This is a genomic window from Mangrovibacter sp. MFB070, from assembly GCF_000705335.1.
GTDB lineage: Bacteria > Pseudomonadota > Gammaproteobacteria > Enterobacterales > Enterobacteriaceae > Mangrovibacter > Mangrovibacter plantisponsor.
Genome location: NZ_JJMI01000035.1, coordinates 35,475 through 60,492, shown reverse-complemented (window position 1 = coordinate 60,492; position 25,018 = coordinate 35,475). Strand labels below are relative to the sequence as shown.

19 protein-coding genes and 2 tRNA genes are annotated in these 25,018 nt (G+C 52.2%); 11 read left to right on the top strand and 10 right to left on the bottom strand.

The features are described 5' to 3' along the window. The first annotated feature begins 71 nt into the window (after positions 1-71). Positions 72-3,749: a salmochelin/enterobactin export ABC transporter IroC gene (gene iroC / locus DT73_RS17180; protein ID WP_051691435.1), complete on the top strand. Its 3,678-nt coding sequence runs from the start codon at positions 72-74 to the stop codon at positions 3,747-3,749. 69 nt (positions 3,750-3,818) lie between these two features. Continuing rightward, on the top strand, positions 3,819-5,084 hold the full coding sequence (locus DT73_RS17175) for an alpha/beta hydrolase-fold protein (RefSeq protein WP_036112123.1): 1,266 nt from the start codon (positions 3,819-3,821) through the stop codon (positions 5,082-5,084). Positions 5,085-5,361: 277 nt separating this feature from the next. On the opposite strand, the gene DT73_RS17170 is transcribed toward DT73_RS17175, so the two are convergent. From DT73_RS17170 to DT73_RS17150, 5 genes are all read right to left on the bottom strand, one after another. Beyond that, positions 5,362-6,462: a phosphoserine transaminase gene (locus DT73_RS17170; RefSeq protein ID WP_036112120.1), complete on the bottom strand. Its 1,101-nt coding sequence runs from the start codon at positions 6,460-6,462 to the stop codon at positions 5,362-5,364. A gap of 7 nt (positions 6,463-6,469) precedes the next feature. Beyond that, positions 6,470-7,732: a RimK family alpha-L-glutamate ligase gene (locus DT73_RS17165; RefSeq protein WP_084172310.1), complete on the bottom strand. Its 1,263-nt coding sequence runs from the start codon at positions 7,730-7,732 to the stop codon at positions 6,470-6,472. Positions 7,733-8,315: 583 nt separating this feature from the next. Further along, positions 8,316-8,391, bottom strand: a tRNA-Asn gene (locus DT73_RS17160). A gap of 121 nt (positions 8,392-8,512) precedes the next feature. After that, complete coding sequence (locus DT73_RS17155; RefSeq protein ID WP_036112116.1) at positions 8,513-10,300, bottom strand: aminopeptidase P family protein; 1,788 nt, start codon at positions 10,298-10,300, stop codon at positions 8,513-8,515. A gap of 34 nt (positions 10,301-10,334) precedes the next feature. Then, positions 10,335-11,795: an AMP nucleosidase gene (locus tag DT73_RS17150; protein WP_036112113.1), complete on the bottom strand. Its 1,461-nt coding sequence runs from the start codon at positions 11,793-11,795 to the stop codon at positions 10,335-10,337. A gap of 230 nt (positions 11,796-12,025) precedes the next feature. Between DT73_RS17150 and DT73_RS17145 the strand changes: the two genes are divergently transcribed. Next, complete coding sequence (locus tag DT73_RS17145; RefSeq protein WP_051691434.1) at positions 12,026-12,907, top strand: D-amino-acid transaminase; 882 nt, start codon at positions 12,026-12,028, stop codon at positions 12,905-12,907. Here the strand turns inward: DT73_RS17145 and DT73_RS17140 are convergent. Genes DT73_RS17140 through DT73_RS17130 form a run of 3 tightly spaced genes read right to left on the bottom strand, consistent with a single transcriptional unit; the run spans position 12,878 to position 15,155 of the window. Next, positions 12,878-13,366: a methylated-DNA--[protein]-cysteine S-methyltransferase gene (locus DT73_RS17140; protein ID WP_036112110.1), complete on the bottom strand. Its 489-nt coding sequence runs from the start codon at positions 13,364-13,366 to the stop codon at positions 12,878-12,880. The genes DT73_RS17145 and DT73_RS17140 overlap by 30 nt on opposite strands. Before the next feature lie 56 nt (positions 13,367-13,422). Continuing rightward, positions 13,423-14,160, bottom strand: a complete 738-nt coding sequence (locus DT73_RS17135; RefSeq protein WP_051691433.1) for a 4'-phosphopantetheinyl transferase — start codon at positions 14,158-14,160, stop codon at positions 13,423-13,425. Between the two features lie 59 nt (positions 14,161-14,219). Next, positions 14,220-15,155, bottom strand: a complete 936-nt coding sequence (locus DT73_RS17130; RefSeq protein ID WP_036112107.1) for a nucleoside recognition domain-containing protein — start codon at positions 15,153-15,155, stop codon at positions 14,220-14,222. A gap of 394 nt (positions 15,156-15,549) precedes the next feature. On the opposite strand from DT73_RS17130, the gene DT73_RS17125 reads away from it, so the two are divergent. From DT73_RS17125 to DT73_RS17105, 5 genes are all read left to right on the top strand, one after another. Continuing rightward, the gene (locus tag DT73_RS17125) at positions 15,550-17,151 is read left to right on the top strand and encodes an MFS transporter (RefSeq protein WP_036112104.1); all 1,602 of its coding nucleotides are present in this window, start codon (positions 15,550-15,552) and stop codon (positions 17,149-17,151) included. A gap of 194 nt (positions 17,152-17,345) precedes the next feature. Further along, entirely contained in the window at positions 17,346-17,720 is a 375-nt protein-coding gene (locus tag DT73_RS17120; RefSeq protein WP_036112539.1) for a type II toxin-antitoxin system RelE/ParE family toxin, read from the top strand. 4 nt (positions 17,721-17,724) lie between these two features. Then, complete coding sequence (locus DT73_RS17115) at positions 17,725-18,027, top strand: helix-turn-helix domain-containing protein (RefSeq protein WP_036112100.1); 303 nt, start codon at positions 17,725-17,727, stop codon at positions 18,025-18,027. Between the two features lie 212 nt (positions 18,028-18,239). Continuing rightward, positions 18,240-18,497: an antitoxin gene (locus tag DT73_RS17110; protein ID WP_036112536.1), complete on the top strand. Its 258-nt coding sequence runs from the start codon at positions 18,240-18,242 to the stop codon at positions 18,495-18,497. Then, the gene (locus DT73_RS17105) at positions 18,498-18,830 is read left to right on the top strand and encodes a type II toxin-antitoxin system PemK/MazF family toxin (protein WP_036112097.1); all 333 of its coding nucleotides are present in this window, start codon (positions 18,498-18,500) and stop codon (positions 18,828-18,830) included. It abuts the gene before it with no gap. A gap of 61 nt (positions 18,831-18,891) precedes the next feature. On the opposite strand, the gene DT73_RS17100 is transcribed toward DT73_RS17105, so the two are convergent. Beyond that, positions 18,892-18,967, bottom strand: a tRNA-Asn gene (locus DT73_RS17100). Positions 18,968-19,299: 332 nt separating this feature from the next. Between DT73_RS17100 and nac the strand changes: the two genes are divergently transcribed. After that, positions 19,300-20,217 carry a nitrogen assimilation transcriptional regulator NAC gene (gene nac, locus DT73_RS17095; RefSeq protein ID WP_036112094.1) on the top strand — a complete coding sequence of 306 codons (918 nt, stop codon included), beginning with the start codon at positions 19,300-19,302 and terminating at the stop codon, positions 20,215-20,217. A gap of 347 nt (positions 20,218-20,564) precedes the next feature. After that, complete coding sequence (locus DT73_RS17090; RefSeq protein ID WP_036112091.1) at positions 20,565-21,542, top strand: chemotaxis protein; 978 nt, start codon at positions 20,565-20,567, stop codon at positions 21,540-21,542. A gap of 229 nt (positions 21,543-21,771) precedes the next feature. On the opposite strand, the gene DT73_RS17085 is transcribed toward DT73_RS17090, so the two are convergent. Next, positions 21,772-22,557, bottom strand: coding sequence for an acetoin reductase (locus DT73_RS17085; protein ID WP_036112088.1), 786 nt, complete (start codon positions 22,555-22,557; stop codon positions 21,772-21,774). A gap of 376 nt (positions 22,558-22,933) precedes the next feature. On the opposite strand from DT73_RS17085, the gene gss reads away from it, so the two are divergent. Then, complete coding sequence (gene gss / locus DT73_RS17080) at positions 22,934-24,811, top strand: bifunctional glutathionylspermidine amidase/synthase (RefSeq protein ID WP_036112085.1); 1,878 nt, start codon at positions 22,934-22,936, stop codon at positions 24,809-24,811. Positions 24,812-25,018: the final 207 nt, after the last annotated feature.

Below are 25,018 nucleotides of genomic sequence, written 5' to 3'. Positions count from 1 at the left end.
AAAACTCACTGTCACTACGTGCAGGCAGTTAACTGCACGTAGCTATTATTCAGACCGATGAAGGAGGCTTGATGCCCACCGCTCAAACCCCAAAACCCGCTGGTTCGTGGCTGGTTCGTCTTGCCAGCGTGTGCTGGGAGCGTAAGACGTTAAGCGTGATTGTTGTGCTGGCTTCGGTCACAACAATCATTTTTGCTGCACTGACACCGTTATTGACGCGCCAGGCGGTAAATGACGCGCTGGCAGGTAACACCACTCATCTGCCCATGCTGGCCTGTGGTCTGCTGCTGATCGCCCTGTTTGATTTTATGGGTAACTATGTGCGGCGCGGTTATGCCGGAGAACTCTCACTGTGGGTTCAGCATACGTTGCGGGGCAGGGCATTCGACAGCATCCAGAATCTGGACGGAGCAGGCCTTGACGCGTTACGTACCGGCCAGGTCATTTCACGCACCAACAGTGATTTACAACAGGTGCATATGTTGTTGCAGATGTGCCCGGTGCCACTGGCAGTGCTGACCTACTATATTGCCGGCATGGTAGTTATGCTGTGGATGTCTCCGGAGATGACACTGATTGTTGTCGCTGTTCTTGCCTGCCTGGCGGTGACGGCATTGCGGGCGCGGCGCAGGGTATTTGCCCAGACCGGGCTGGCATCAGACCAGCTCGCAAGCCTTACCGAGCATATTCGCGAAGTGCTGGCGCAGATAGCCATGGTTAAGTCATCGGTAGCTGAATTACGTGAAATGCGCTGGCTGGACAGCCAGTCTCGCCAGATTGTCCGCGCCCGTATTGGGGCCGCTATCAGCCAGGCTATGCCGGGAGCAACCATGCTGGCATTGCCGGTACTGGGGCAACTGGTGTTGCTGGCTTATGGTGGCTGGGCGGTAACGACCGGCAGGACAGACCTGGGGACATTTGTAGCTTTTGCCAGTTTCCTGGCCATGCTGACCGGGCCAACCCGGGTACTGGCTTCATTTTTAGTGATAGCCCAGCGAACCCAGGCTTCGGCTGAACGCGTGTTTTCCCTGATTGATACCCGCCCACAAATGCAGGATGGCACACAGCCTGTGGCAGGCAAATTACTGGGCATGGAACTGGACAACGTTGAGTTTGCTTACCAGCAAGGAAAGCCGGTATTACAGGGTGTCTCCTTTTCCATTCAGGCTGGTGAGACCGTTGCCGTAGTTGGGGCATCGGGTTCGGGGAAATCCACATTGCTGATGTTACTGGCCAGGTTCTACGACCCTTCTGCCGGGGCGTTATGGTTAACTACCGGGCAAGGGAGGCAGAACATTGCCGACATCCGGCTTGAAGCATTGCGCCGCCAGGTGGGGGTGGTTTTCGAAGAGACTTTCCTGTTTGCAGGAACCGTGGCAGAGAATATTGCTTATGGTCACCCGGATGCCACAGAAGAGGATATTCACCAGGCCGCCCGTGCTGCCGGGGCGCTGGGCTTTATTACCGCGCTGCCCCAGGGCTTTGCAACCCGGCTGGCGGAGCGGGCGAGCAATTTGTCTGGCGGGCAGCGCCAGCGTATTGCCCTGGCGCGTGCTTTACTAACGGCACCCGAGTTACTGATTCTGGACGACTCAACATCTGCAGTCGATGCCGGTACTGAAGCAGAAATTAACACGGCGCTTGGCCGCTATGCTGACCAGGACCACATGCTGTTGGTTATTGCCCGGCGGCGCTCCACTCTGCATCTTGCCAGTAAAATCGTGGTACTGGATGGCGGGCAGGTTGTGGATGTCGGGACTCAGGCAGAGCTGGAAGCGCGTTGCCCGGCGTTTGGTCAGTTGATGTCCGGAAACGGTGAGTTTCTGCAGGCACCGGCGGGCAGTGAACTCTGGCCACAGGGAAACGTTCTGTCGCGTGATGACGAGGTAAAGCGGCAGCATGAAAGTAGTGTGAAAGCAGGTGGTTTCCGTGACCGCATGTGCCGTGTCCCCGAACAGGCTGTCCAGCTGGCAATGGGCGGGCATGGCAAGCGGGTGTCGGCGTTGTTACCGCCGGTTGCCTGGATGTTTATCACCGCGGCGTTATTAATTGCGCTCGATTCCGCAGCCGGGGTGGGGGTATTAGTGTTGTTGCAGCGGGGGATAGACCAGGGCGTTGTCGCGGGGAATATGGCGGTTATTGGCGAATGTGCGGCGCTGGCTGTGGCGTTAGTTGCTATAAGCTGGTGTTGCTACTCCCTGCAGACCATTATTTCCACGCGTGCGGCAGAGTCTGTGCAGCATACTGTTCGGTTGCGCAGTTTTGGGCAGTTATTGCGCCTGAAATTGCCTTACCACGAAGCCAATGCAGATTCGCGCCTGACGCGGATGACTGTAGATGTCGATTCCCTGGCGCGTTTTTTACAAAACGGCCTGGCCAGTACCGCTACCAGTCTGATAACCATGGCGGCGATTGCCGTAGCCATGTTCTGGCTGGATCCTGTACTGGCGTTGGTGGCATTCGCTGGAATACCTGTGGTTCTACTGGCAACCTGGGTATACCGCCGCCTGAGCTCTCCGGCTTACGCGCAGGCGCGCCTGGAAATTGGTAAGGTAAACAGCACGCTACAGGAGAAAGTCTCCGGGTTACGTGTAGTGCAGTCCCACGGGCAACAGCGTGCCGAAGCCGCAAAATTGCGTACGCTGTCAGACCGTTTTCGGGCGACCAGAGTGCGCGCGCAAAAATACCTTGCGGTCTATTTCCCCTTGTTAACTTTCTGCACCGAGGCTGCTTATGCTGCTGTATTGCTGGTTGGTGCATCCCGGGTGGCAGAAGGAGAGATGACTGCAGGTGTACTGGCTGCATTCTTTTTACTCCTGGGGCAGTTTTATGGGCCGGTGCAGCAACTCTCCGGTATTGTTGATGCCTGGCAGCAGGCTTCGGCCAGCAGTCAGCACATTAATACCTTGCTGGCGACACCGGGTGCTGAAGATATTCAGCCAGCCCCTGAACATGTTGCTTTTTCCCGCTACGGTGAACTGGCGCTGGACAATGTATCGTTCCAGTATCCCGGCAGTTCACAACCCGCTCTTGACCAGTTTTCCCTTTCCATTCCTGCCGGGTCTGTCGTGGCGATTGTCGGGAGAAGCGGCGCGGGGAAATCCACCCTTATCAAGTTGATCGCCGGGCTGTACCAACCTTCGGGCGGGCAGATTCGCCTTGATGGCCGCAATATTGATTCACTGGCGCTGGCAGATTACCGTGCACAGGTTGGCCTGGTGGAACAGGATGTCGCTTTGTTCAGTGGGGATATCGCACAGAATATTCGCTATTCCAGCCCGCAGCGCACTGATGCTGACGTTGAGCGTGTGGCACAAGAGGTTGGGTTACTGGATACCATAAGCCGCCTGCCGCAAGGTTTCCACACACCAGTAAACAACGGTGGCGCTGATTTATCCGCCGGGCAACGCCAGTTAATCGCGCTGGCGCGGGTTCACCTGGCTAACGCGAAAGTGGTTCTGCTTGATGAAGCCACCTCCCGGCTTGACCGTATAGCAGAAGACAGGCTGATGGACTCACTGGCTCAGCGAGCCCGCAACCGGGGTGGCATTGCGCTGGTAGTGGCGCACCGCCTGACAACCGCCCGCCGCTGTGATGCCATTGCAGTCGTGGACCAGGGCCGGGTTGTGCAGTTTGGTACCCATGAAGAACTGGCCGCAGCGCCTGGGCTGTATGCCAGCCTGTGGCAAGACAGCACGGCAACCCGCACACCGGTTAACGAACCCGTTCCGGGCGCAGTAAAAGCCTGAATAGCGGGTAAGAAAGCGAGGTTTGGTAATGAGTCAGCCAGTACTGGCGAAACGACAAGGAGAGAAAGAATGAACCCGGTTCAGACTGGTGAGCAAAAGGAACAACACGGTGAAGCGAGGGCGCTCACACGGCAAGTACTGGCACAACTGGCAGGCAGGAGCATTGCCGATGTTGACCAATTCTGGCGGGATGTCGCGGCCCTGGTAACTCCACTGGTTTCACCTGGCGGGAATGGGGCGACACGGGCGGTCACCTTTTTGTGGCGATCATGTGAACCACTCTATGGTGTTTACCTGCGCCTGAACCGGGTGACGGATAAAGACCAGGTGGCTCGCGGTATGTTGCAAAACCTCCCGGGGACAGATATCTGGTTTTTAACACTACAGTTGCCTGCCACCTACTGTGGTTCGTATACCTTTACGGAGATCCCACCGGGTGTGGCTGAACAACAACTGGCGCTGGTTGGTGGAAGAAACACGCCTTTTGTCAGCCAGCTGGACGCCTTCAACACCGCGTTGGGGATCCGGTTGCATGGCGGTGGTGAATCTGTGCTTAGTTTGGATAAAGCTGACGCGCAGAGTGAGTGGCGCGACCGTTCTGCCGCGCCTGCCGGAATAACCCATACCCGTTATTCGGTTGTGGCCGGGCGTGAACGCCGCCTGCGCCTCTATTTGCCAGATGTACCGCGCTCAGTTCCACTTGGTTTGCTGGTGCTGCCCGATGCGGAATCCTGGTTTGATAACGTCGGTGTGTTACAGGCGCTTGATGTGGCGCTGAGCCGCGGCCGCATCGCACCGTTTGCTGTGCTGGGCGTGGATAACCTAAGCCTGGATGACCGCACTGCTATTTTGGGTGGGGAAACTGCACTGATAGACAGTCTTGCTCAACGGATTATTCCCGGAGTGTTGGGTGAATATGCAGACCGGGCGTGGGCCGGAAGGGAGCGAACGGTTTTGTCGGGGCAGAGCCTTGGCGGTGTGACGGCACTAATGGCCGCACTGGTCGCAGCGGATACATTCGGCGCAGTATTCAGCCACTCGCCTTCTATGTGGTGGACGCCGGATGGCAGCCGCCGCCCATTTATGTTCAGTGAAAACGATACATCCTGGGTCAGCGAACAGGTAATGGCAGCGCCGCCAGCCAGGGTGAAACTGCGTTTATGTGTCGGTAGCCTGGAAGGTGCCACAGTTCCCCATGTTGAAGACCTTCACCACCGGTTGCTTGGTGCTGGCGCAGACAGCACGCTTGCGGTGTATACCGGAGGGCATGACTTTGCATGGTGGCGAGTAGCTTTAATTGACGGGCTGGCAGCGTTATCACCGCAGCATGGGTAGGCTTTCAGAGGCGCTGCCACTTGTTTCTGGCTGGCAGGTGTGTTCCACGCAGCCAGAAGCGAGGTGCCTCCGGCCAAATCGGAGAATGGCTATGCAACTTACAAATGTTCAGGTTAAACAGAGTGGTGGAACCCCGGAGCGGGCAAACACAGAGCTGGCTGCATTACTTATGGCTGCCACACTTTTAGAGTACACATTGCTGATGTTCTGACGCTCATACACTGAGGCGACCTGCATACCCCGCCCGGCAGGGTGTGCAGGTGAAAAGCGCAGATGGCTATTTGCGGTTATTACGCAGGAAGTCATCCATAAAATTGACCAGTTTTTCTGCGGCAGGGACAGACAGCGCGTTATAAATCGAGGCACGAATCCCACCAATAGCCCGGTGACCATTCAGGCCGGAAAACCCGGCTTCGTGGCTTTCAGCAAGGAATTTTTTATCCAGCTCTGCATCTGGTAGTTTAAACGCAACGTTCATTTGTGAGCGGTCTTCTACCCGGCTCCAGCCATTGTAAAAGCCTTCGCTGTTATCCAGCATGGCATAAAGCAGTTCTGCTTTATGGCGGTTAATTTGCGCCATGTTCTCCAGACCACCCACATCATTAAGCAACCAGCGGGTAACCAGCAACACCACATAAATAGCGAATACTGGCGGCGTGTTGAGGTTTGAATGTGATTCAACCTGGCGGCGGTAATTGAGGAACGAAGGCAGTTCGTCTGACGAAGCCTTAACTACGCTGTCGTGTACCAGCACAATGGTGACACCTGCCGGGCCAATGTTTTTCTGCGCGTGTGCGTAAATGACGGAGAATTTATTGGCATCGCAAGGTTTGGACAGAAAATCAGACGACATATCACATACCCGTGGTACGTCATCGCGCCCGATAACGCGCTGGAATTGCAAACCTTCTACTGTTTCATTGGAAACATAGTGCAGATACGGCGCTTCTGGTGAGAAGTCGAGTTCGCCTTCTTCAGGCAGGCGGTTAAACCCGCAAGAAGCACCACTCCACAACACTTTTACCGGGCCTTCGCGGCGGGCTTCTGCCACGACTTTACTGCTCCAGTAGCCGGTATCCAGGTATTCAGCCGCATTTTTCTGCCCGCGCAACAAAGTCATAGGCACCATTGAAAATTGCTGGGTTGCACCACCTTGCAGGAACAGAATATGGAAGTCTTTCGATAAGCCAAGCAGGGTGCGGATATTGTTTTCTGTTTCTTCAACAATACCGGCAAACCAGTCTGACCGGTGGCTGATACCCAGAATAGACAGGCCAACACCCGGGACTTCTTTAATGGCGGCTTCAACCTGAGCAAGAACGGTTTCCGGTAAAGCGCCCGGGCCACCTGAGAAATTTAATGCGTTACGTGAAATCATCTTTTTCTTATCCTTTTAACCCATTTTCTGCCGGGTTTTGGTGTGCAAAGGCACGGGATAGCAACAAATTACGGCAGGCGGTTTTAACTTTGTTCATGTGGATTTGTTTGTGCGGGAACATCTCTTCTGAATCCATAGCGTGGACCACCATGGCCGGGTCTATCTCAAATACCAGCAGGTCGCCTTCCCGGGTTTCACCGCAGTCAATGCCCAAATAATCGAGCTGAGTTGTTTCGTAGATAGCTTGCAGAGCCTGTTGGTGGCGGGCGGCAAACTGTTCAAATTCATTGAAAAACCGGGCTTCTTCGGCACGCTTCCAGGCATCCTGATACATAGATGCATTGACGTAGTGGATCATCCAGTTGGTTGAAATAGCCATATGGCAGCCATAAGCCACGCCATCAATAAGGGAGAGGCGGTATTTGCGGAACTGCCCGTCTTCGTTGCTGTAATCAATAAACCGCGACAGAAAATAGGTCCCGGCCTGGACACGTTCCAGGTAGCTGGCCAGTTCTTCCCGGTTAGTGATTTTCTCCAGCCCGTGTCCACCATGGGAACCCGCCGGGCGCAGGATAACCGGGAAATCACAAACCGGTAAGGCGGTGTGTTCGCTGACTACGGCAGACAGCGCTTCACGGGAAACCGGGTGGGCCTGAGCAATCGTTAACCCTGGCTTGTTTTGCAGTAAGGTACTGGCCGCAAGGCGCTCGGAGTTTTGCACATGCTTCGGAGTATTAATAACCGGCACTGGCCACTGGCTGGTGATTTTTTCCAGTTCTTGCAGCAGAAACTGATTTTCTGTGGTGGCACTGATACCAACCATCAGGAGGTCATGCTCGGGTATTGGAGCCTCGAAGGGAGCCTCTGGGGTGATGAAGTAATAAATCAACTCGATATCACTGTTTTCCAGCAGGCAATCGAGAGGTACGTTCACAGACAGCACACCAGGGAGCATCAGCATCAGCAGGCGCAGTTTTGCAGGTTGTTGTTTTGCAGGATATGTGTACACCTGTTGCATCGCCAGCGCCTGGCGCTGAGTTTCCAGACCCGTTTCTGTGTCATCAAGGCACTGCAGGACTGTTGCCAGGTTCATCCACAGTATCGCGTTGTCCGGATTTTGCTGTACCTGCACAATGAGTTCCTGTGCGAACTGTAAAAACTCCTCACCCGCAATACTCATGCGCAAAAAAGGCGCCATACCCAGAAACACTGTTGGGTTGAGTGTTGGTGCTATTGCCTGCCCGGGGTGGAGGCCAGAAGGTGTTTGCAATGACTTGTCCTCTCAGTGCATTGATTTCACTGTTTATGATAACGGTGAGCTCAGCGTACCAATCGGTGGAAAATCGCTACATTCGCGTGCGACCAATTTTGATTAGGCGCATGGTTACCAGGGGAAAGGGGATGTTGTGGGCGGTATAGCGGTCAAAAGCACCTGCCAGCTACCCGGAAGTCGCCAATGTAGTTAATAACGGTTCTCTTCTGCGTTGTTGTCTACCTGAGCTAGTTTTGCCGTATGGGTTTGATTTGTTCAGGTGGATTTTTGTCACTTCGAGTGAATTAGCGTCGGGAAGCAAAAGTATGGCTCAAATAGGGCCCTGAAGTGCCATAAATGACACTTCAGGAAGATACAGCAGACCACAAGTGTTGAATACGCAGTGAGTCAGGAAGAACCTTTCCGTCTGCCAGGATATTTTGTTGGGGCTGAAATTAATCTCTGTTTGTTGGGCAATAAGCCGTTCGCCACAGCGATAAACAGATGGAACGAGCTATGTCGGCATATGGGTTAATTGCAGGGCAAGTTGATTAAAAGCAAAAATCCCGCTTAAGTTTCCTTAAGCGGGATTTTCTAAATTTGGCTCCTCTGACTGGACTCGAACCAGTGACATACGGATTAACAGTCCGCCGTTCTACCGACTGAACTACAGAGGAATCGTGTGAACGGGGCGCATATTACTGGCCCCGTGCTGGTGTGTCAAAGCCTGATTTCACAAAATTGTTCGTTTGCTGATAAATTCCACATTCTCAGGTTGTTAACCCGGCAATATGCTTGTCAGCCCGGGGTGCCTGCGCGGGTATGTACCGGAGCCGTGGCTTCAAACAGCCAGGGGCGCGCTTCGGCTTCCACCAATGGAGAAAGTACGTCACGCACATGAAGGTGGTAGCTGTCGAGCCAGGCGACTTCCTGTTCAGTAAGTAAGTGCAGTTCTGCTGCACGCAGGTCGATGGGGATCAGTGTCAGTGAACTGAAGCGGCAAAAACCGGGCATACCGAAAATAATTTCTACCTGGTTTTCAATGCGAATGCCGTAGTTATCTGCCAGGTAATAACCGGGTTCAATGGTGATAATCTGGCCTGGCAGCATTGGCCATGGGTTGACTTTTTTTGCCATCCGGTAGGGTTGCTCGTGGATCTGTAAACGGTGGCCGACGCCGTGACCGGTGCCATGGTCATAATCCAGACCTAATTCCCACAGCCCCCGGCGGGCAAAAGCATCCAACTGGTGGCCTTGGGTACCTTTGGGAAACTGTAAGGTGATTAGCCCGAGAAAACCTTTCAGCACCGCGGTGTAGTGGCGGCGCATTTCTGGCGAAACATCGCCAAACGCCAGAGTGCGGGTGGCGTCCGTGGTGCCATTAACATACTGGCCGCCAGAGTCATTAAGGTAAAAGCTGCCCGGCATAATTGCGGCATTAGTCGCCGGGGTGGCATGGTAGTGGCACATGGCAGCATTACTGCCGGCTGCGGAAATCGTGGCAAAGCTCTGTTCCAGGAAACCTTCACGCTGCTGGCGGTAAGCCAGTTGCTGAGCCTGAACGTCCAGCTCTGTTAACGGCGTTCCTGACTGTGCCCGGGCAGGTGCTTCACGCTCAAGCCAGGCCAGGAAATTCACCCAGGCGACACCATCCTGCAGGTGGCAGTGGCGGTAGCCTTCCAGCTCTGTCAGGTTTTTCTGCGCTTTCATGAAGGTTAGCGGGTCTGGCTGCCAGAATACTTCTCCGCCGCCAGCTTCCACGGCAAAGCTCACTGCAACAGGTGCGTTATCTGCATCCAGCAAAATACGTTTACCTGCCGCAATTTCCTGGCAGCGGGCCAGGAATGCTGAAGGCGCTTTCAGGCTGATGTCCATTAACCACACTGGCGGCACCAGAGTCAGCTTCACCGGGTCGACAAACCATTCAACCGCACCATTATTTTTAACCAGGGCGAAAGAGTGGGGAACCGGGTTCATGGGAACATCAGAACCGCGCATATTCAGCAACCAGGCAATATTATCTGGCTGAGTTACCACCAGGTAATCAACACCCAGTTCCTGCAATTTCACCCCCAGGCGGGCGCGTTTGGTGGTGGTCAGTTCCCCACTGATGTCTGGTGGCATCAGGCTGACCGGCCCTTGCGGTGGTGCCGGGCGGTCATGCCAGATGGCATCGAAAGGATCATAAGACAGTGCCACCAGTTCACAGCCACTGTTTTGCAACGCCTGGTACTGGCTGTTAACCATTAACATCGGTTCAAAACCAATACGCTGCCCGGCTGGTAAATTCTGTGCAATCCATTCAGCGACAGGTTCGTCATGCAAATGGTGAATTTCAAACAGCGCAGAATCAGTTTCATGGCGCGCCTGAACTTGGTAGCGGCCGTCCACAAATAACAACGCGCGGTCCTGTAATACCAGCGCCAGCCCGGCAGAGCCGGTAAAACCGGTTAAAAAAGCCAGTTTATTATCATGGGGGGCACAGTCCTCGCTCTGGTGAGCATCAGCGCGCGGAACCAGCATACCTTCCAGTCCGCGCGACAACAGCGCATGTCGCAAATCAGATAACGGGGTAGAGGCGGCCATAGTAGTACCTGTATCAGTTCGTCAGGCTTTCCGGTTAACGGAAAGGCGGTTCATTGAATGTGCGTAATTTGCGTGAGTGGAGTTTCTCACCTTCCGCACGTAATAAGTCGATGGCGCGAATACCTATCTGTAAATGTTCAGAGATTGCGCCTTCATAGAATCGGTTTGCCTGGCCAGGAAGTTTAATTTCGCCGTGTAAAGGTTTGTCTGACACACAAAGCAATGTGCCATAGGGGACACGGAAGCGGTAACCTTGTGCTGCAATGGTGGCACTCTCCATATCAATCGCAACAGCACGGCTTTGGTTAAAGCGCAAAGCCGAAGCAGAATAACGCAGCTCCCAGTTACGGTCATCGGTTGTCACAACAGTACCAGTGCGTAAACGCTGTTTGACTTCTTCACCCGGCATACCACTGACTTCTTTGGTGGCGTCGTACAAGGCACGCTGAACTTCTGCGATACTGGGTACCGGAATATCCGGTGGCAAGACTGCATCCAGCACATGGTCATCGCGCAGGTAAGCATGGGCCAGCACGTAATCACCAATGGTCTGGCTTTCACGCAGACCGCCACAGTGGCCTATCATCAGCCAGACATCCGGGCGCAGTACTGCCAGGTGGTCGCAAATGGTTTTGGCGTTGGATGGCCCGACACCAATATTGATAAGAGTAATGCCCTGGCCGTCTGCTGTGATCAGGTGCCAGGCGGGCATTTGGTGCTTTTTCCAGGCCAGATCAGAAATGGCATCTTCCGGAGCTTCTGTGTCGGCGGTTATCCAGGCACCACCCGCGCAGGACAGCGCAACATAAGGTGACGCAGGGTCCAGAATTTGGCTGCAACCCCAGCGCACAAACTCATCAACGTAACGGGTATAGTTGGTGAACAGCACGAAGGGCTGGAAATGCTCCACCGGGGTACCGGTGTAATGGCGCAGGCGGGCGAGGGAAAAATCTGCACGGCGCGCGTCAAAATGCGACAACGGCGAAAAATCAATGGAGTCCAGCAGGCCGTCTGCCGTTTCATCACCAATTTGTGATAACTCGGTGGTGGGAAAATGGCGTGCCAGCCCGGCGCTCATACTCCGGTCGAGCGACAGCGAAGATCCGTCAATGACATAAGGGTAAGGGATTTCCTGGTCGGAAGGGACAACGCTGATGTGCGCACCGTAATCTTCCTGCAACAGGGTAAGTTGTTCTGTTAAATAAGCGCTGAACAGTGCCGGACGTGTAATGGTGGTACGGTAACAACCGGGGTGAGTGAAACGCCCATAAGCCCGGGTTTTTTTCGGGTTGCGTGCCACGCCATCCCAGGTGACCTGAAGTGCCGGGTAAACAAACAAGCCTTGTTGCCTTGCCGCTGTATCGGGCAGTGTTCCGGTGTCGATATACAGCGCAATTGCTTTGCGTAATGCTTTGACAGATGCATTAAACATAGCATCCAGTTGTTCGATAGCCTGTTCAGGTGTCAGGCTGTTATCTGTGCGATGAGTTTGCATCCTCTCTCTCCTTATTTTTCCTGTCGTGAACCTGTATTCCACTGATGCTCAGTATGTCACGGCAGCAAATAAACGAAAGCAGAATGCGATTAAATGGCTGGGGGAAAAGTTGGCCCGGTGGTTGTTTCTATTCAGTTTGTGGCCAGCCACGCGAACTTTTCGGAAAAAACGCGGGTGAAGCATGCTAGCGTACTTGTGTAGTGGCACTTAATGCCAGACAAGGAGGAAACATGTCACCATGGGTATGGTTGAATGAGGATTATTGCCCGGCGGACCAGGCCCGGGTATCGGTGTTTGACCGCGGTTTTTTATTTGCTGATGGTGTGTATGAAGTGACTGCAGTAGTTAACGGGCAGTTGCTGGATTTCCATGCACATATGCAACGGTTGCAGCGTTCCTGCCAGGCACTCGAACTGGCGCTACCCTGGGCGGTGGAAACACTCCAGCAAATACATGAAACACTGGTTGCCCGCAATAAGGTGCAGGAAGGCAGCGTTTACCTGCAACTGACCCGCGGTAACCCGGGGAAACGTGATTTCCACTACCCGGATGCATCGGTTCCACCCACACTGGTTGTATTCACCCAGTCTTACAACATCTTGCAGGACGCGCGCGTAGAAAGCGGGTTGTCTGTGGTGACCTGCCCGGATATCCGTTGGCAACGGTGCGACATCAAAACAGTGAGTTTGCTGGCCGCCAGCATGGCAAAAATGGCTGCCCAGGCGCAGGGTGCAGATGATGCTGTCTTTGTTAAAGACGGCCTGATAACCGAGGCCAGCTCGGCAAATTGCTTTATGGTGACACCTGGCGGGAAACTGGTTACCCGGGCGTTAAGCCAGGCAATTTTGCCTGGTATCACCCGGGCCGCAATACTGGATATTTGCCAGCAGCACCAGCTGGAAATTGAAACGCGTGCCTTCAGCCCACAAGAAGCGTGTAGCGCCCGGGAAGTGTTTATTACTTCTGCCACCACATTTGTGATGCCGGTGACCAGGCTTGATGGTAACCCCATTGGAGATGGCCGCCCCGGCCCGGTAGCCATAAGTTTGCGCAACGCTTACCTTGCCCGCTTTGGGGCTGGTTTACAGTGCGATGCGAATACCTTCGAGTGACAGCAATGCCTGCTTTACATCCAGGCCGCCTGCATAACCTACCAGCTTCCCACTGGCACCAATGACGCGGTGGCAGGGAATAAAAAAGGGCAGGCGATTGCGGTTATTTGCCAGGCCAACCGCACGGCTGGCGGCCGGGTTACCAATCTGGTGTGCAATTTCGCCATAAGTGCGGGTTTCACCCCAGGGAATTTGCCGCAGGGCTTCCCACACCTGGCGCTGAAATGCTGTGCCACCAGGCTCCAGAGGCGTAGTGAAGTGGGTGAGTTTCCCGGCAAAGTAGGCCAGCAGCTCTTCACTTGCCTGGTGTAATACCGGGTGGTGAGTGGCCTGGGTAATACTCTCCCCTTCACTGAGAGGAAACGTACGTAAAAACCGAACGGATTCCAGCGCTTGTGAACTGGCCTGCAATAACAGTGGCCCGGCTGGGGTGTCTGGCATCAGGCAATAATCTGGCATGTTGGGCTCCAGGAGGTGGCAGAAGTCATTATTGTGGCATGATACTGTATAAATTGTCAGTATTTTTGCTGGGAAACTTGCGGGTAAAAGCACGTTGTTACGACATCGCCCGCAAATTGCCACTCGCCATGGAAATGGTACCCGGCAGGGAATGCGGCAGATAACGGCTGGGTTAAGGTTAATGCCAGCCTGCCCTGGCCCGCGTCCAGTTCACTGATTTGCGCACAGTCAAAATCCAGGTAGCGTTTCACCAGTGGGTACAACGACTTAAACAGTGCTTCTTTGGCTGAAAATGTCACTAACAGCGCCTGTTCCCAGTCCAGCGGGGATTGTTTCAACCTTGCCTGTTCTTCTGGGGAGGTAAACATATCTGCAGTTTCCCGCATGATGCGTGAGGCCAGTGTTTCTGCGTCCACTCCAGGAGAGAAACCGGAATGTATTGGTGCCAGCAGAACCACCGCCTGGTTTTGCGTGTGCGATATTGAGCCACAAAACCCGGCAGGCCAGGCCGGGGAGCGGTCCTGGTGAGACAGTACGGCGGTATGTACCTCGTAGTTTGCCAGTAATTGCTGGCAACAAAAACGCCCGGCAAAGTATTCTGCTTTGCGTTTTCTGGCGGCGTTAACCAGCGTGGCAGGGAACACAATACCCGCGGCGGAATATAAATCATCCTGCCACAAACTGGTGTCAAAAAACGCCTGGCAGACAGTTATTTCCGGGCAGTGGCTGAGTGTGCCGCAACGAAACTGGTGAATAAAACCCGGGCCTGGCTGAGAGGGCATGAAATCAAACATCGTCTTCCTTGTGGGTTATGGCGGCGCGGATTTTACCATAACCCTTGAGGCGTCTGGTGTCAGCTAAAGATAAGAATATGCAGGCAGGTGCGCACTGCTATCCCCACCAGTGCACCGGGCAGCACATAGCGGAACAGGCGTACAAAGCGCGAACTGACAGCAAGGAAAATGCCAATGCCCGGTAAGTCCAGGGTTTGTACCAGCAACCCGGCAGAGGCATTTAATTCGGTTACCGTGAATTTCCCCTGGGCGATTAAGTCTGATGCCACGCCAAAATAAGCCGTCCCGCCAGCCATAGTTTTTACCAGCGTGGCCAGAATAAACACCGGAGAGATCCCGGCAAGGCCAAGCAGTGGCGACAACAATTTTTCCAGTAAATGTACAAAGCCAACCGCTTCCAGCATGTTGACTGCCGCCAGCGAAATAATCAGCATGGGAATGGCACCGGCAGACAACCGAATGGCGTCTGCGCCAGCAAGATTGATGATGGCAAGCAAACCCTGTTTTTTATGTGTTACACGGTTTTTGGTGCTGGCAGTGCGAAAATTTTCGCAAGAGAGACGGCGACCAAAAATGTGCCAGGTGGCAGCACCAGCAACCAGGCCACCCAAAATTGAAATACCAATTGCCGGTAACCAGTGCAGGCCCTGGGGAATAAACGGATAAAACACATTGGCCTGTCCCATAGCAAAAGACATGGCAAGTGTGGCAGCCATACGCCTGTCTGATTCCCCCTGGCGATCCATCATGGTGAGTGTGGCGATTGGCGCTGCAAAACTGACAAAGTTCATCTGGATTATGGCAAACAGGCTCATGCCACCAAGCCCAAACGGTTTGAGCAACGGGCCAAATACTTTAACGATTTTTTCCAGCACGCCTTTAGCTTCAAGAAAGCGCATGATTGCCAGCATAACAACCATAATTGGCAGCAAAGTATAAAGAGAGACATTCACTGCGGATTTGCCCGCATTCATTATTATTTCAATAATATTCATTACCCGGCCTTAACCTGTCTGGTGTCTGTTGCCCAGCCGTTGTCTTATGCCCGGTCTGAGGCCGCACTAGCATACGCTGCAGTAAAGTGATCTTCCTCACATTTATTCACTCATTAAGAAAATTTGTATAACAACGCCCGGCATTAGTCCGGTTGTGGTTCGGTGCACTCAGATACAATTTTAAAGAACGTTTTTTCTGAATTAAAAAAACGGTATTTCAGAATGGTGAGCAAGCAAGGTGGGATCTTCTCCTTTTTGCCACTTTGGGTGCCGGGGTGGCAAAAAAGCAAAGGTTTCACACCAGGGAACGCCTTATGTTGAATCTGACCTTCTTCCGACGTGTTGTGAATAAGGGATTTATTGCCTGTATGACTAACCACGACAGGGTAAAACTATGAAGACACGTACTCCCCGGTTAATTCATTATCTTGCCTATGGCTCGGGGGATTTCCTCGGCGCAGGCACCACGGCATTGACTGCAGCCTGGTTGCTCTGGTTCTATACCTCCTTTTGCGGTTTATCACCCATTGAAGCGACGCTGATATTCGCCCTGGCACGCGTGCTGGACGCAGTGGTCAGCCCGTTAATGGGGTTTCTGACAGATAATTTCGGCAATACCTGGGCTGGCAAACGCTTTGGACGACGCAAGTTTTTTATCTTATTAGGTATTCCTTGTGTATTCAGTTATTGCCTGATGTGGCTTAGTGGCATGCCATTCTGGTATTACCTGGTCACTTACTTACTGTTTGATGTGGTGTACACCATGATTCTGGTGCCTTATGAAACTCTGGTGCCGGAAATGACCGATGATTTTAAACAAAAAACTCGCTTCTCTGGCGCGCGTATTTCGATGGCGCAGTTATCGGCTATTCTGGCGGCGTTTTTGCCCGGAATACTGATTAGCCATTTCGGGAAAGAGAATGCTATTTCATTCTTTTACGCAAGCCTGGTGTTCGCGGCTATTTGCGCCATTGTGCTGACTCTGGTGTGGTTTTTTACCTGGGAACGCCCGCGTGAGGCGTGGTCGGAAAGCCACCTGAAAGCTGAACAAATGCGCCAGGGGTTAACGCTGCGCCAAAGCCTGCACCGGTTGTTTGTTGAGCTGGGTTCCACATTGCGCATTCGTATTTTCCGCCAGCATCTGGGGATGTATCTGGGCGGTTACATCGCGCAGGATGTGTTTAATGCGGTATTCACCTATTACGTCGTGTTTGTGCTTATGCAAAGCGCCACAGTTGCTTCCAGTTTGCTCGGGACCATGGCCGTTTTGCAGTTTATTGCAGTCGTGGGGATGATTCCTCTGTGCATCCGTTTTGGGCCAGCACCTTCATACCGCATGGTTGTAGCCCTGTTTGGTGCCAGTTGCCTTGCCTGGGCTGTGCTGTGGTATGCAGGCCTGAATGATGTCATGGCGCTGTTGTTACTGGTTTCGGCTGTTGCCGGGTTAGGGCGTGGTGGTATCAATTATGTTCCATGGAATATCTACACCTATATTGCGGATGTGGATGAGGTTATTACCGGGCAGCGCCGGGAAGGGATTTTTGCCGGCATCATGACTCTGACCCGCAAAGCTTCACAGGCAGGTGCGGTAATGCTGGTGGGGGTAATTTTGCAGCTCTCCGGGTTTGTTTCCGGGCAGGCCACCCAAAGTACCACCGTCAGTAATACCATTTTGTTTATTCTGAGTATTGGCACCGTCATTGTGCTTGCCTGCGGTTTTGTTATCTCGTTGCGCTTTAAGCTCAACCTGCAAACCCATACGCTGCTGCGCGAAGCAACAGAACAAATGCATAAGGATGGTGTGGCGCTGGTGGCAAATGTGCCACAGGCAACGCGGGCGGCAGTGGAAGCGCTGGCTGGTATGCCCTATGAGAATTTATGGGGTAATAATAATGTGGGTTACCAGAACCGTGATAAACCACCCGCACCGGTAATACAGGGGGCAGGTCACACGGTATTTTCACCTATCGACAGCGCAAAGGTGGTGCGTAAGTAATCTTTTCGCCAGCTCGTGAGGGCTGCCCCGCAATAAAATATAACGTTTTCAGGCCCGCTGTTCTTTTATGGAAGCGGGCCTGTACTTTTCTATTTTACAGAACTCCGGACACCGTTATTTCAGGCACACTTTCGTGGATGGGTGGCAAAGCATTATTTACAAATATAGCTTTGTATCTATATTGCCTGGGGGCTATATTCTGCGGAGGCAGCGTTGAGTGGAAGATTAAAACAACAGACAGGTTTGATGCCTGGTTCACGGCACTGGATGATACTGACCGCGCCAGTGTATTGGCCGGATTAATGGTACTGAGGGAGAGAGGGCCGGTACCTCCTCGCCCCTGGTCAGATACCGTTAAAGGCTCTCGCTACTCCAATATGAAGGAGTTATGCATTCAAAGCCGTGGGCAACCCATTCGCGCCTTTTTTGCCTTTGACCCATTTCGCAATGCTGTCGTGTTGTGCGCCGGGCATAAGGTAACATTTGGTAAGCGGTTTTATGATGTGATGGTCCCGCTTGCTGACCGTGAATTTAACGACTGGTTGAGAAAACCAGAGCCACAGGAGTAATGCGATGGGCAGAACACTGGAACAAATTATTGCTGCAGAGAAAAAGGGCGTGGTAGCAGAGGCTCAGGCACAAGCAGCCGATATTATGCTGAATATCCACCTGGCAGAACTGCGTGAAAAAGTGCAGAAAACTCAGGTAGAAATGGCTCAGGCCCTGGGTATTCGCCAGCCTACCGTTGCCGGTATGGAGAAACCCGGGCGGGACCTGAAACTCTCCACACTGAAACGTTATGTGGAAGCAGCAGGTGGCAAACTGCGCCTGGATATCGAATTGCCAGACGGCACGCACTACGATTTTGTGGTGTAAACCACGGGCCTGTGAGTTCTGTTGTATGGGGAGCAGGTGGTTATAAAGGTTGTAATCCCGCAAACCGCCCATGTTGCTGAGCCAGAAGTTCACAGTGAGGAATCGGGCTTACTTTTGTCGTGCTAAGGAGATTAACCACAATGGAACTGATTGAAAATTGTGCATCGCCTTCCTCTGGTGTTATATTAAAATATAATATTCGGAGGTATGCTATGTATACAACTCGTCTGAAAAAGGTTGGCGGATCCATCATGCTTGCGGTTCCTCCCGCCGTGCTGAAAACGCTGGAGCTGTCGACGGACAGTGAAGTCGGCATGACCATTAATAATGGTTGCCTGATTATTGAACCCCAGAAACGGCCTCATTATTCGCTTGAGGAGCTGCTGGCACAGTGCGATCCGCACGCTGAAATGAGCGAAGAGGAGCGGGAATGGATTGATGCGCCTGCGATAGGCAAGGAGATCCTGTAAATGGACAGAGGGGAAATCTGGCTTGTTTCACTGGATCCGATTGCTGGCCACGAGCAAAGTGGAAAACGTCCGGTACTCATCGTATCGAAGGCGTCGTTTAACAAGCTGACCCGGCTACCGGTAGTGGTTCCCGTCACCAGCGGCGGAAACTTTGCACGTACAGCTGGTTTCACCGTTTCACTGGAAGGGGCGGGGACAAAAACAACGGGCGTTATTCGCTGCGATCAGCCCAGAACCATTGATATGGCTGCCCGGAACGGCATGCGGCTGGAACGCATACCTGACGCTGTTGTAAATGAGGTGCTTGCCAGGCTGGATGCGATTCTGAGTTAACATCAGGGACGCAGGAAAACAAAAAACCTGCTTAAGTTTCCTTAAGCAGGTTTCTTAAATTTGGCTCCTCTGACTGGACTCGAACCAGTGACATACGGATTAACAGTCCGCCGTTCTACCGACTGAACTACAGAGGAATCGTGTGAACGGGGCGCATAATAACGAGGGTGTAACAGGTTGTCAAAGCCTGGAAAGCAATTTTAAAACTGATTGCTGGCTATTTCAGCAGTTGGTTTTTTTTTACCCAAAACAGGCATGATGTGCACTGCTATGGTGCATAAGTGTCTCTTATGGGGCAGGTGCATTCCCGCGTTTTAGTAATGACAATGGGTGAGTTGATTAGTTTCTCTTATTATCCAGCCTGTTAGCCCACAAAAACGGAGTTTCAGAAAACTGGCAAGCATATTGCTATACATTCAGGGACATGATAGCTGCCGACATGGCAAGGGCATTCCGTACAGGAGGCAAAATGAATTTAAGACGACTGAAGTACTTCGTGAAAATCGTCGATATTGGTAGCCTGACTCAGGCCGCTGAAGTCTTGCACATAGCGCAACCAGCGCTAAGCCAGCAGGTGGCTACCCTGGAAGGGGAGTTGGATCAGCAACTGTTAATCCGCACTAAACGTGGAGTAACACCGACAGAAGCCGGAAAAATTCTCTACGCCCATGCTCGTACTATTTTGCGCCAGTGTGAACAGGCTCAACTCGCGGTGAATAACGTTGGGCAAACCTTAAGTGGGCAAGTATCCATTGGCCTGGCACCAGGTACAGCAGCGTCTTCCATTATTATGCCGTTGCTGCAGTCCGTGCGTAACGAACTGCCAGATGTGTTGGTATATCTGCATGAAAACAGTGGCTCAGTACTGAATGATAAATTGCTCAGTGGGCAACTGGATATGGCCGTACTGTATGACCGTGCACCAACAGCCGGTATTACCAGCCAGCCTCTGTTGAAAGAAGAATTATACCTGGTTGGCACCAGCGAATGCCCGGGGCAAACCGTTGACCTCGCCGCTGTTGCAGAAATGAACCTGTTTTTACCACGCGATTACAGTGCTGTGCGTAAGCGTGTTGATGAAGCATTTTCACTGCGCCGCCTGACTGCCAAAATTATTGGTGAAATCGAGTCTATTTCAACACTAACTGCCGCTATTGCCAGTGGTATGGGCGTTACAGTGCTGCCGGAGTCTGCAGCCCGCTCTTTAGTCAGTGCATCTAATGGCTGGATGGCCCGAATCACCACACCATCAATGAACCTGCCTTTGTCATTGAACCTGTCGGCACGCGCCCAGTTGTCGCCTCAGGCTCAGGCAGTGAAAGATATTTTGTTATCCCTGGTCTCCCGCCCGTCTCTGGAAAATCGCGAACTGATGCTGGTAGGCTAATTTTTTGGGATAAGCAGCGCTTTAAGTTGAAACACCGCCTTGTGCGGTGTTTTGCATTTCTGAACACCTCAATTTTGTGCGTCACCTCGCACCAGTTACCTCGCCAGAGGTATGTTTTCTCCTGAATAATTCGGGCATAACAATAAAAATGTTGTACAGCTTAACGAAAATTGAAAAAGGTGGATTAACAACTGTAATTTTGCCGGGCGCTGCCGATAAAGAATGATAACTGGTCAAAAATTGCTGTTAGCACGTGAAGTGAAGGCGAGGAAATATGTTACGTCTTTGTCTCAATCACTCGTGTTGTTTTGTTATCTCACCCCAACACCGACCACACTGAGGAAAACATGGATAACTTTCAAAAAGAGATTGAGGAAAGAACAAACCTCACACTATCCAATAAGTTCGAGTTGTTGCTGTTTCGCCTGGGTGTGCCCGGCCCGGGAGAACCACCGGAACTGTTTGGCATAAACGTATTCAAATTACGAGAAATTGTGCCTATGCCTGTGCTTACCAAAGCGGCGGGTATGCAGGCACCGATGATGGGAATGGTCAATATTCGTGGACAGGTGATACCGGTTATTGATTTACCAGCCGTGGTTGGGTGTAAACCAGAAACGGGGCTGAATATTTTATTGATTACGGAATATGCCCGCAGTACCCAGGCTTTTGCTGTGGAAACAGTGGATGACATTGTGCGCCTTGACTGGAGCCAGGTTCACGCGGCAGAAGCGGGGGTGAGCAACAGCTACATTACCAGTATTGCCCGCCTGGACACGGACCCGGCAAGTAACCGCCTGTCACTGGTGCTGGATGTCGAACAGATCCTGTGCGACATCATTCCAACCGCGCGCGAAGTACATGAAGAAACCATGGAAGCGAAGCGGTTCAACCTGAAACCCGGCGCAGTGGCGATTGTTGCGGAGGATTCAAAAGTTGCGCGTTCTATGCTGGAACAGGCTTTGAATGCGATGAGTATTCCGTTTATTTCTAACGTAACCGGGCTTGAAGCCTGGAACTGCATTAAGAAAATTATGGATGACGCCCAGCGTGAAGGCGTACCGGTCAGTGATAAAATTGGCCTGGTGCTGACTGACCTTGAGATGCCTGAAATGGATGGCTTTACACTGACCCGTAATATTAAACGTGAAGAGTCCCTGAAGCGTATTCCGGTTATTATTCACTCATCGTTATCTGGCTCAGCAAACGAAGATCATGTGCGCAAAGTGGGTGCAGATGGCTATGTGGCGAAGTTTGAAATCAACGAACTGAGCTCTGCCATTGAAGATGTGCTGAATGGAACCAAATCTGCCAACCTGCGTTAACTCTTTGTGGATTGTTACCAGAACAGGCTGCGTATGCAGCCTGTCAGATTGATGAAAAAGAAGGAAAAAACGTGGTTTTTCCTTCTTTTTAGTTAGCGGGCGAAAATCAATGAATTGATTTTCCAGGTTTTTTATTGGGTGACACCCTCTGGTTCTGTGCGGATATGAGGTTTGTCATCAGACTCACAGGCTGCGTATGCAGCCTGTGTTGTCTGGTGAAGCGGATTAATTAACGGTAAACAATCCCGCCGTCGGTCAGGATGGCCTGGCCGGTAATATAATCGGAATCATCACTGGAGAGGAACGCGACCAGTGCTGCCACATCTGCTGGCGTTTGCGCGCGGCCAAGGGCAATGCCTTCAACATATTTTTTGTAGGTTTCACCCACTGGGGCGCCCGTTATTTCAGAAAAGCGTTTATCGATTTCAACCCACATATCAGTGCCTACAATTCCCGGGCAATAGGCATTCACCGTAATACCCGCGCTGGCATATTCTTTGGCCGCGGCCTGGGTAAGGGCGCGAACGGCAAATTTGGTTGCCGAGTACATGCCCAGCATTGCAAAACCATCGTGCCCGGCAATAGAAGAGGCACTAATAATCTTACCTTTCTTTCCTAACGCCTTAAATTTTGCGGCAGCCGCCTGAATACCCCATGTCACGCCGCCAATATTAATGTTCAGAATTTTTTCCAGGTCACCAGGCATGATATCGGCTATGGGTTTGACCTGGGCGATACCGGCATTGTTAATCATGACATCAAGAGTACCTAACTCTTTAACTGCATGGTCAACTGCGGCGTAAACATCTTCACGTTGACTGATATCTGCACCAAATGTCGTGGCCCGGACACCCTTCGCAGTGACTTCTTCCAGCACATGTGCCAGTTTTTCTTTTTGGAGATCAACCAGCGCAAGGTTCACACCTTCTTCTGCCAGCCGCAGTGCAATTCCACGGCCAATACCCTGGGCCGCGCCTGTTACCAGGGCCACTTTACCATTGAGACCTTTTGACATGTGTCTGCTCCTTTTTGGTTATGGAACCTGCAATGCCAATAACCATAGGTGATTGCTCAGAGCGCGTTGCCCTAATCGTGCGGTTTTTTCGAGTTATCATGTGAAGACAGAAACAACTCTGCTCCACAAGCCTTGTGTAATAAATTGAATATATACAGTTTTATGCATACTCCTGGGGGCGGTTAATCTGGCTTTACTGAGACAAACTGATACAAATCAGCCCCTAAAAAACACAGTGCTGTAACCCGGGCACTGGCTTGGCAAAACGATGCGCAGTGCTATGATAATGACTTCTCCGTCTGGACAGCGCCTGAGCCGAAGAGCATGACGGAAGGGTAAAGGGAGTGACTCAGGCCGTATTATGTAAGGTCAGCACATGAGTAAAGGAACAACCGGGTGTGATGCGCCATTTGGCACATTGTTAGGGTATGCACCTGGCGGGGTTGCTATCTATTCCTCTAATTACAGCAGTCTGGATCCGCAGAGCTTTCCTGATGACGCTGCATTTCGCAGTTATATCGGAAACGAATATATGGGGCATAAATGGCAATGCGTGGAGTTCGCGCGGCGTTTTATGTTCCTGAACTATGGTGTGGTGTTTACGGATGTGGGCATGGCGTATGAGATTTTTTCTCTGCGTTTTTTGCGCCAGGTAGTAAACGACAATTTGCTGCCATTGCAGGCTGTGGCTAATGGTGCCACCCGGCCTCCTGTTGCTGGTGCACTGCTTATTTGGCAAAAGGGCGGGGAATTCAAACATACCGGCCATGTAGCTGTTATCACGCAATTGCTGGGCAATAAAGTGCGTATCGCTGAACAGAATGTTATTCATTCCCCGCTACCGGCAGGCCAGCAATGGACCAGGGAGCTGGTGCTGGAAGTGAAAGACGGCCACTACACACTCAAAGACACCTTTGATGACACCACGATTCTGGGGTGGATGGTTCAGAGCGATGACACGCAGGGCACACTGCCACAACCGGAAATTCCCGCTAAAAAACTGGCTATCACAGGTGCAAGGCTTTCTGAGCAGGGGCAGTTTAATGGCCGCTGGCTTAATGACAAAGACCCGCTGCAGGAAGCGTACATCGCTGCTAACGGCTACAGCATTAATCAGGACCCTTACCGCTATTTCACCATTAGCGAAGATGCTGAGCAGGAGCTGATCAAAGCAACCAATGAGCTGCATTTAATGTATTTGCATGCGACAGATAAAGTGCTTAAAGACGACAGCCTGCTGGAACTGTTTGATATCCCGAAAATCCTCTGGCCCCGTTTGCGCCTGTCATGGCAACAACGCCGTCATCACATGGTTACAGGACGGCTGGACTTTTGCATGGACGAGCGGGGGATAAAAGTTTATGAGTACAACGCAGACTCGGCTTCCTGCCATACAGAAGGCGGGTTGATCCTCAGTGAATGGGCGAAAAAAGGTTACCCGGGTATGGGGTATAACCCGGCGGAAGGGTTGCTTGATGAACTCTCCGGTGCCTGGAAACACAGTGATGCGCGCCCGTTTGTCCACATTATGCTGGATGATGACGTGGAGGAAAAATACCATGCAATGTTTATGCAGCGCTCGCTGGAAAATGCCGGGTTTGAGTGCAAGGTGGTTTGTGGCCTCTCTTCGCTAAGCTGGAACAGTGCCGGGGAGCTGATTGACGATGAAGGCAGGCTGGTTAACTGTGTCTGGAAAACCTGGGCATGGGAAACGGCGATTGAACAGGTACGGGAAGTCAGCGAAACAGAATATGCCGCGGTTCCTATTCGTACCGGCCACCCACAAAATGAAGTCCGGTTAATTGATGTGTTGCTGCGCCCGGAAGTAATGGTGTTTGAGCCATTATGGACAGTAATCCCCGGTAACAAGGCGATTCTGCCGGTGCTGTGGTCGCTGTTTCCTCACCACCGCTATTTGCTGGATACAGATTTCCACGTGAACGAGGAACTGGCGAAAACCGGTTATGCTGTGAAGCCGATATCGGGCCGTTGCGGCAGCAACATTGACCTTATCAGCGGGCAGGATGAAGTGCTGGATAAAACTCAGGGCAAATTTGTTGACCGGAAAAATATCTACCAGCAATTGTGGTGCCTGCCGAAAGTCTCCGGGCGCTATTTGCAGGTGTGCACATTCACGGTCGGCGGCAGTTATGGTGGTGCCTGCCTGCGCGGGGATGAAACTCTGGTTATCCAGAAAGAGAGTGATATTGAGCCACTGATTGTTACCCGCAATCGTGAAGATGAGAGCCATTAAGCTTTAACTGGCACCCGGTTCACGAAAGCGCGAGTACATCAGCTTCAATAATTAAAAAGCCTGCTTAGTGCAGGCTTAAAATTGATGAAAAAGAAGGATAAAACGTGTTTTTTCCTTCTTTTTAGTGAGCAGCCGAAAGTCAATAAATTGATTTTCCTGGTTTTTTATTGGGTGACATCCTCTCGTTCTGTGCGGACATAAAGTTTG

Excerpts from the sequence above, each read along its gene's own strand:
- DT73_RS17115 (WP_036112100.1), top strand. The coding sequence starts at position 17,725 with ATGGGCAGAACACTGGAACAAATTATTGCTGCAGAGAAAAAGGGCGTG.
- DT73_RS17110 (WP_036112536.1), top strand. The coding sequence starts at position 18,240 with ATGTATACAACTCGTCTGAAAAAGGTTGGCGGATCCATCATGCTTGCG.
- DT73_RS17130 (WP_036112107.1), bottom strand. The coding sequence starts at position 15,155 with ATGAATATTATTGAAATAATAATGAATGCGGGCAAATCCGCAGTGAAT.
- DT73_RS17145 (WP_051691434.1), top strand. The coding sequence starts at position 12,026 with ATGTCACCATGGGTATGGTTGAATGAGGATTATTGCCCGGCGGACCAG.
- DT73_RS17155 (WP_036112116.1), bottom strand. The coding sequence starts at position 10,300 with ATGGCCGCCTCTACCCCGTTATCTGATTTGCGACATGCGCTGTTGTCG.
- nac (WP_036112094.1), top strand. The coding sequence starts at position 19,300 with ATGAATTTAAGACGACTGAAGTACTTCGTGAAAATCGTCGATATTGGT.
- DT73_RS17135 (WP_051691433.1), bottom strand. The coding sequence starts at position 14,160 with ATGTTTGATTTCATGCCCTCTCAGCCAGGCCCGGGTTTTATTCACCAG.
- DT73_RS17140 (WP_036112110.1), bottom strand. The coding sequence starts at position 13,366 with ATGCCAGATTATTGCCTGATGCCAGACACCCCAGCCGGGCCACTGTTA.
- DT73_RS17170 (WP_036112120.1), bottom strand. The coding sequence starts at position 6,462 with ATGATTTCACGTAACGCATTAAATTTCTCAGGTGGCCCGGGCGCTTTA.
- DT73_RS17150 (WP_036112113.1), bottom strand. The coding sequence starts at position 11,795 with ATGCAAACTCATCGCACAGATAACAGCCTGACACCTGAACAGGCTATC.
- DT73_RS17125 (WP_036112104.1), top strand. The coding sequence starts at position 15,550 with ATGAAGACACGTACTCCCCGGTTAATTCATTATCTTGCCTATGGCTCG.
- DT73_RS17175 (WP_036112123.1), top strand. The coding sequence starts at position 3,819 with ATGAACCCGGTTCAGACTGGTGAGCAAAAGGAACAACACGGTGAAGCG.
- DT73_RS17090 (WP_036112091.1), top strand. The coding sequence starts at position 20,565 with ATGGATAACTTTCAAAAAGAGATTGAGGAAAGAACAAACCTCACACTA.
- DT73_RS17105 (WP_036112097.1), top strand. The coding sequence starts at position 18,498 with ATGGACAGAGGGGAAATCTGGCTTGTTTCACTGGATCCGATTGCTGGC.
- DT73_RS17085 (WP_036112088.1), bottom strand. The coding sequence starts at position 22,557 with ATGTCAAAAGGTCTCAATGGTAAAGTGGCCCTGGTAACAGGCGCGGCC.
- gss (WP_036112085.1), top strand. The coding sequence starts at position 22,934 with ATGAGTAAAGGAACAACCGGGTGTGATGCGCCATTTGGCACATTGTTA.
- iroC (WP_051691435.1), top strand. The coding sequence starts at position 72 with ATGCCCACCGCTCAAACCCCAAAACCCGCTGGTTCGTGGCTGGTTCGT.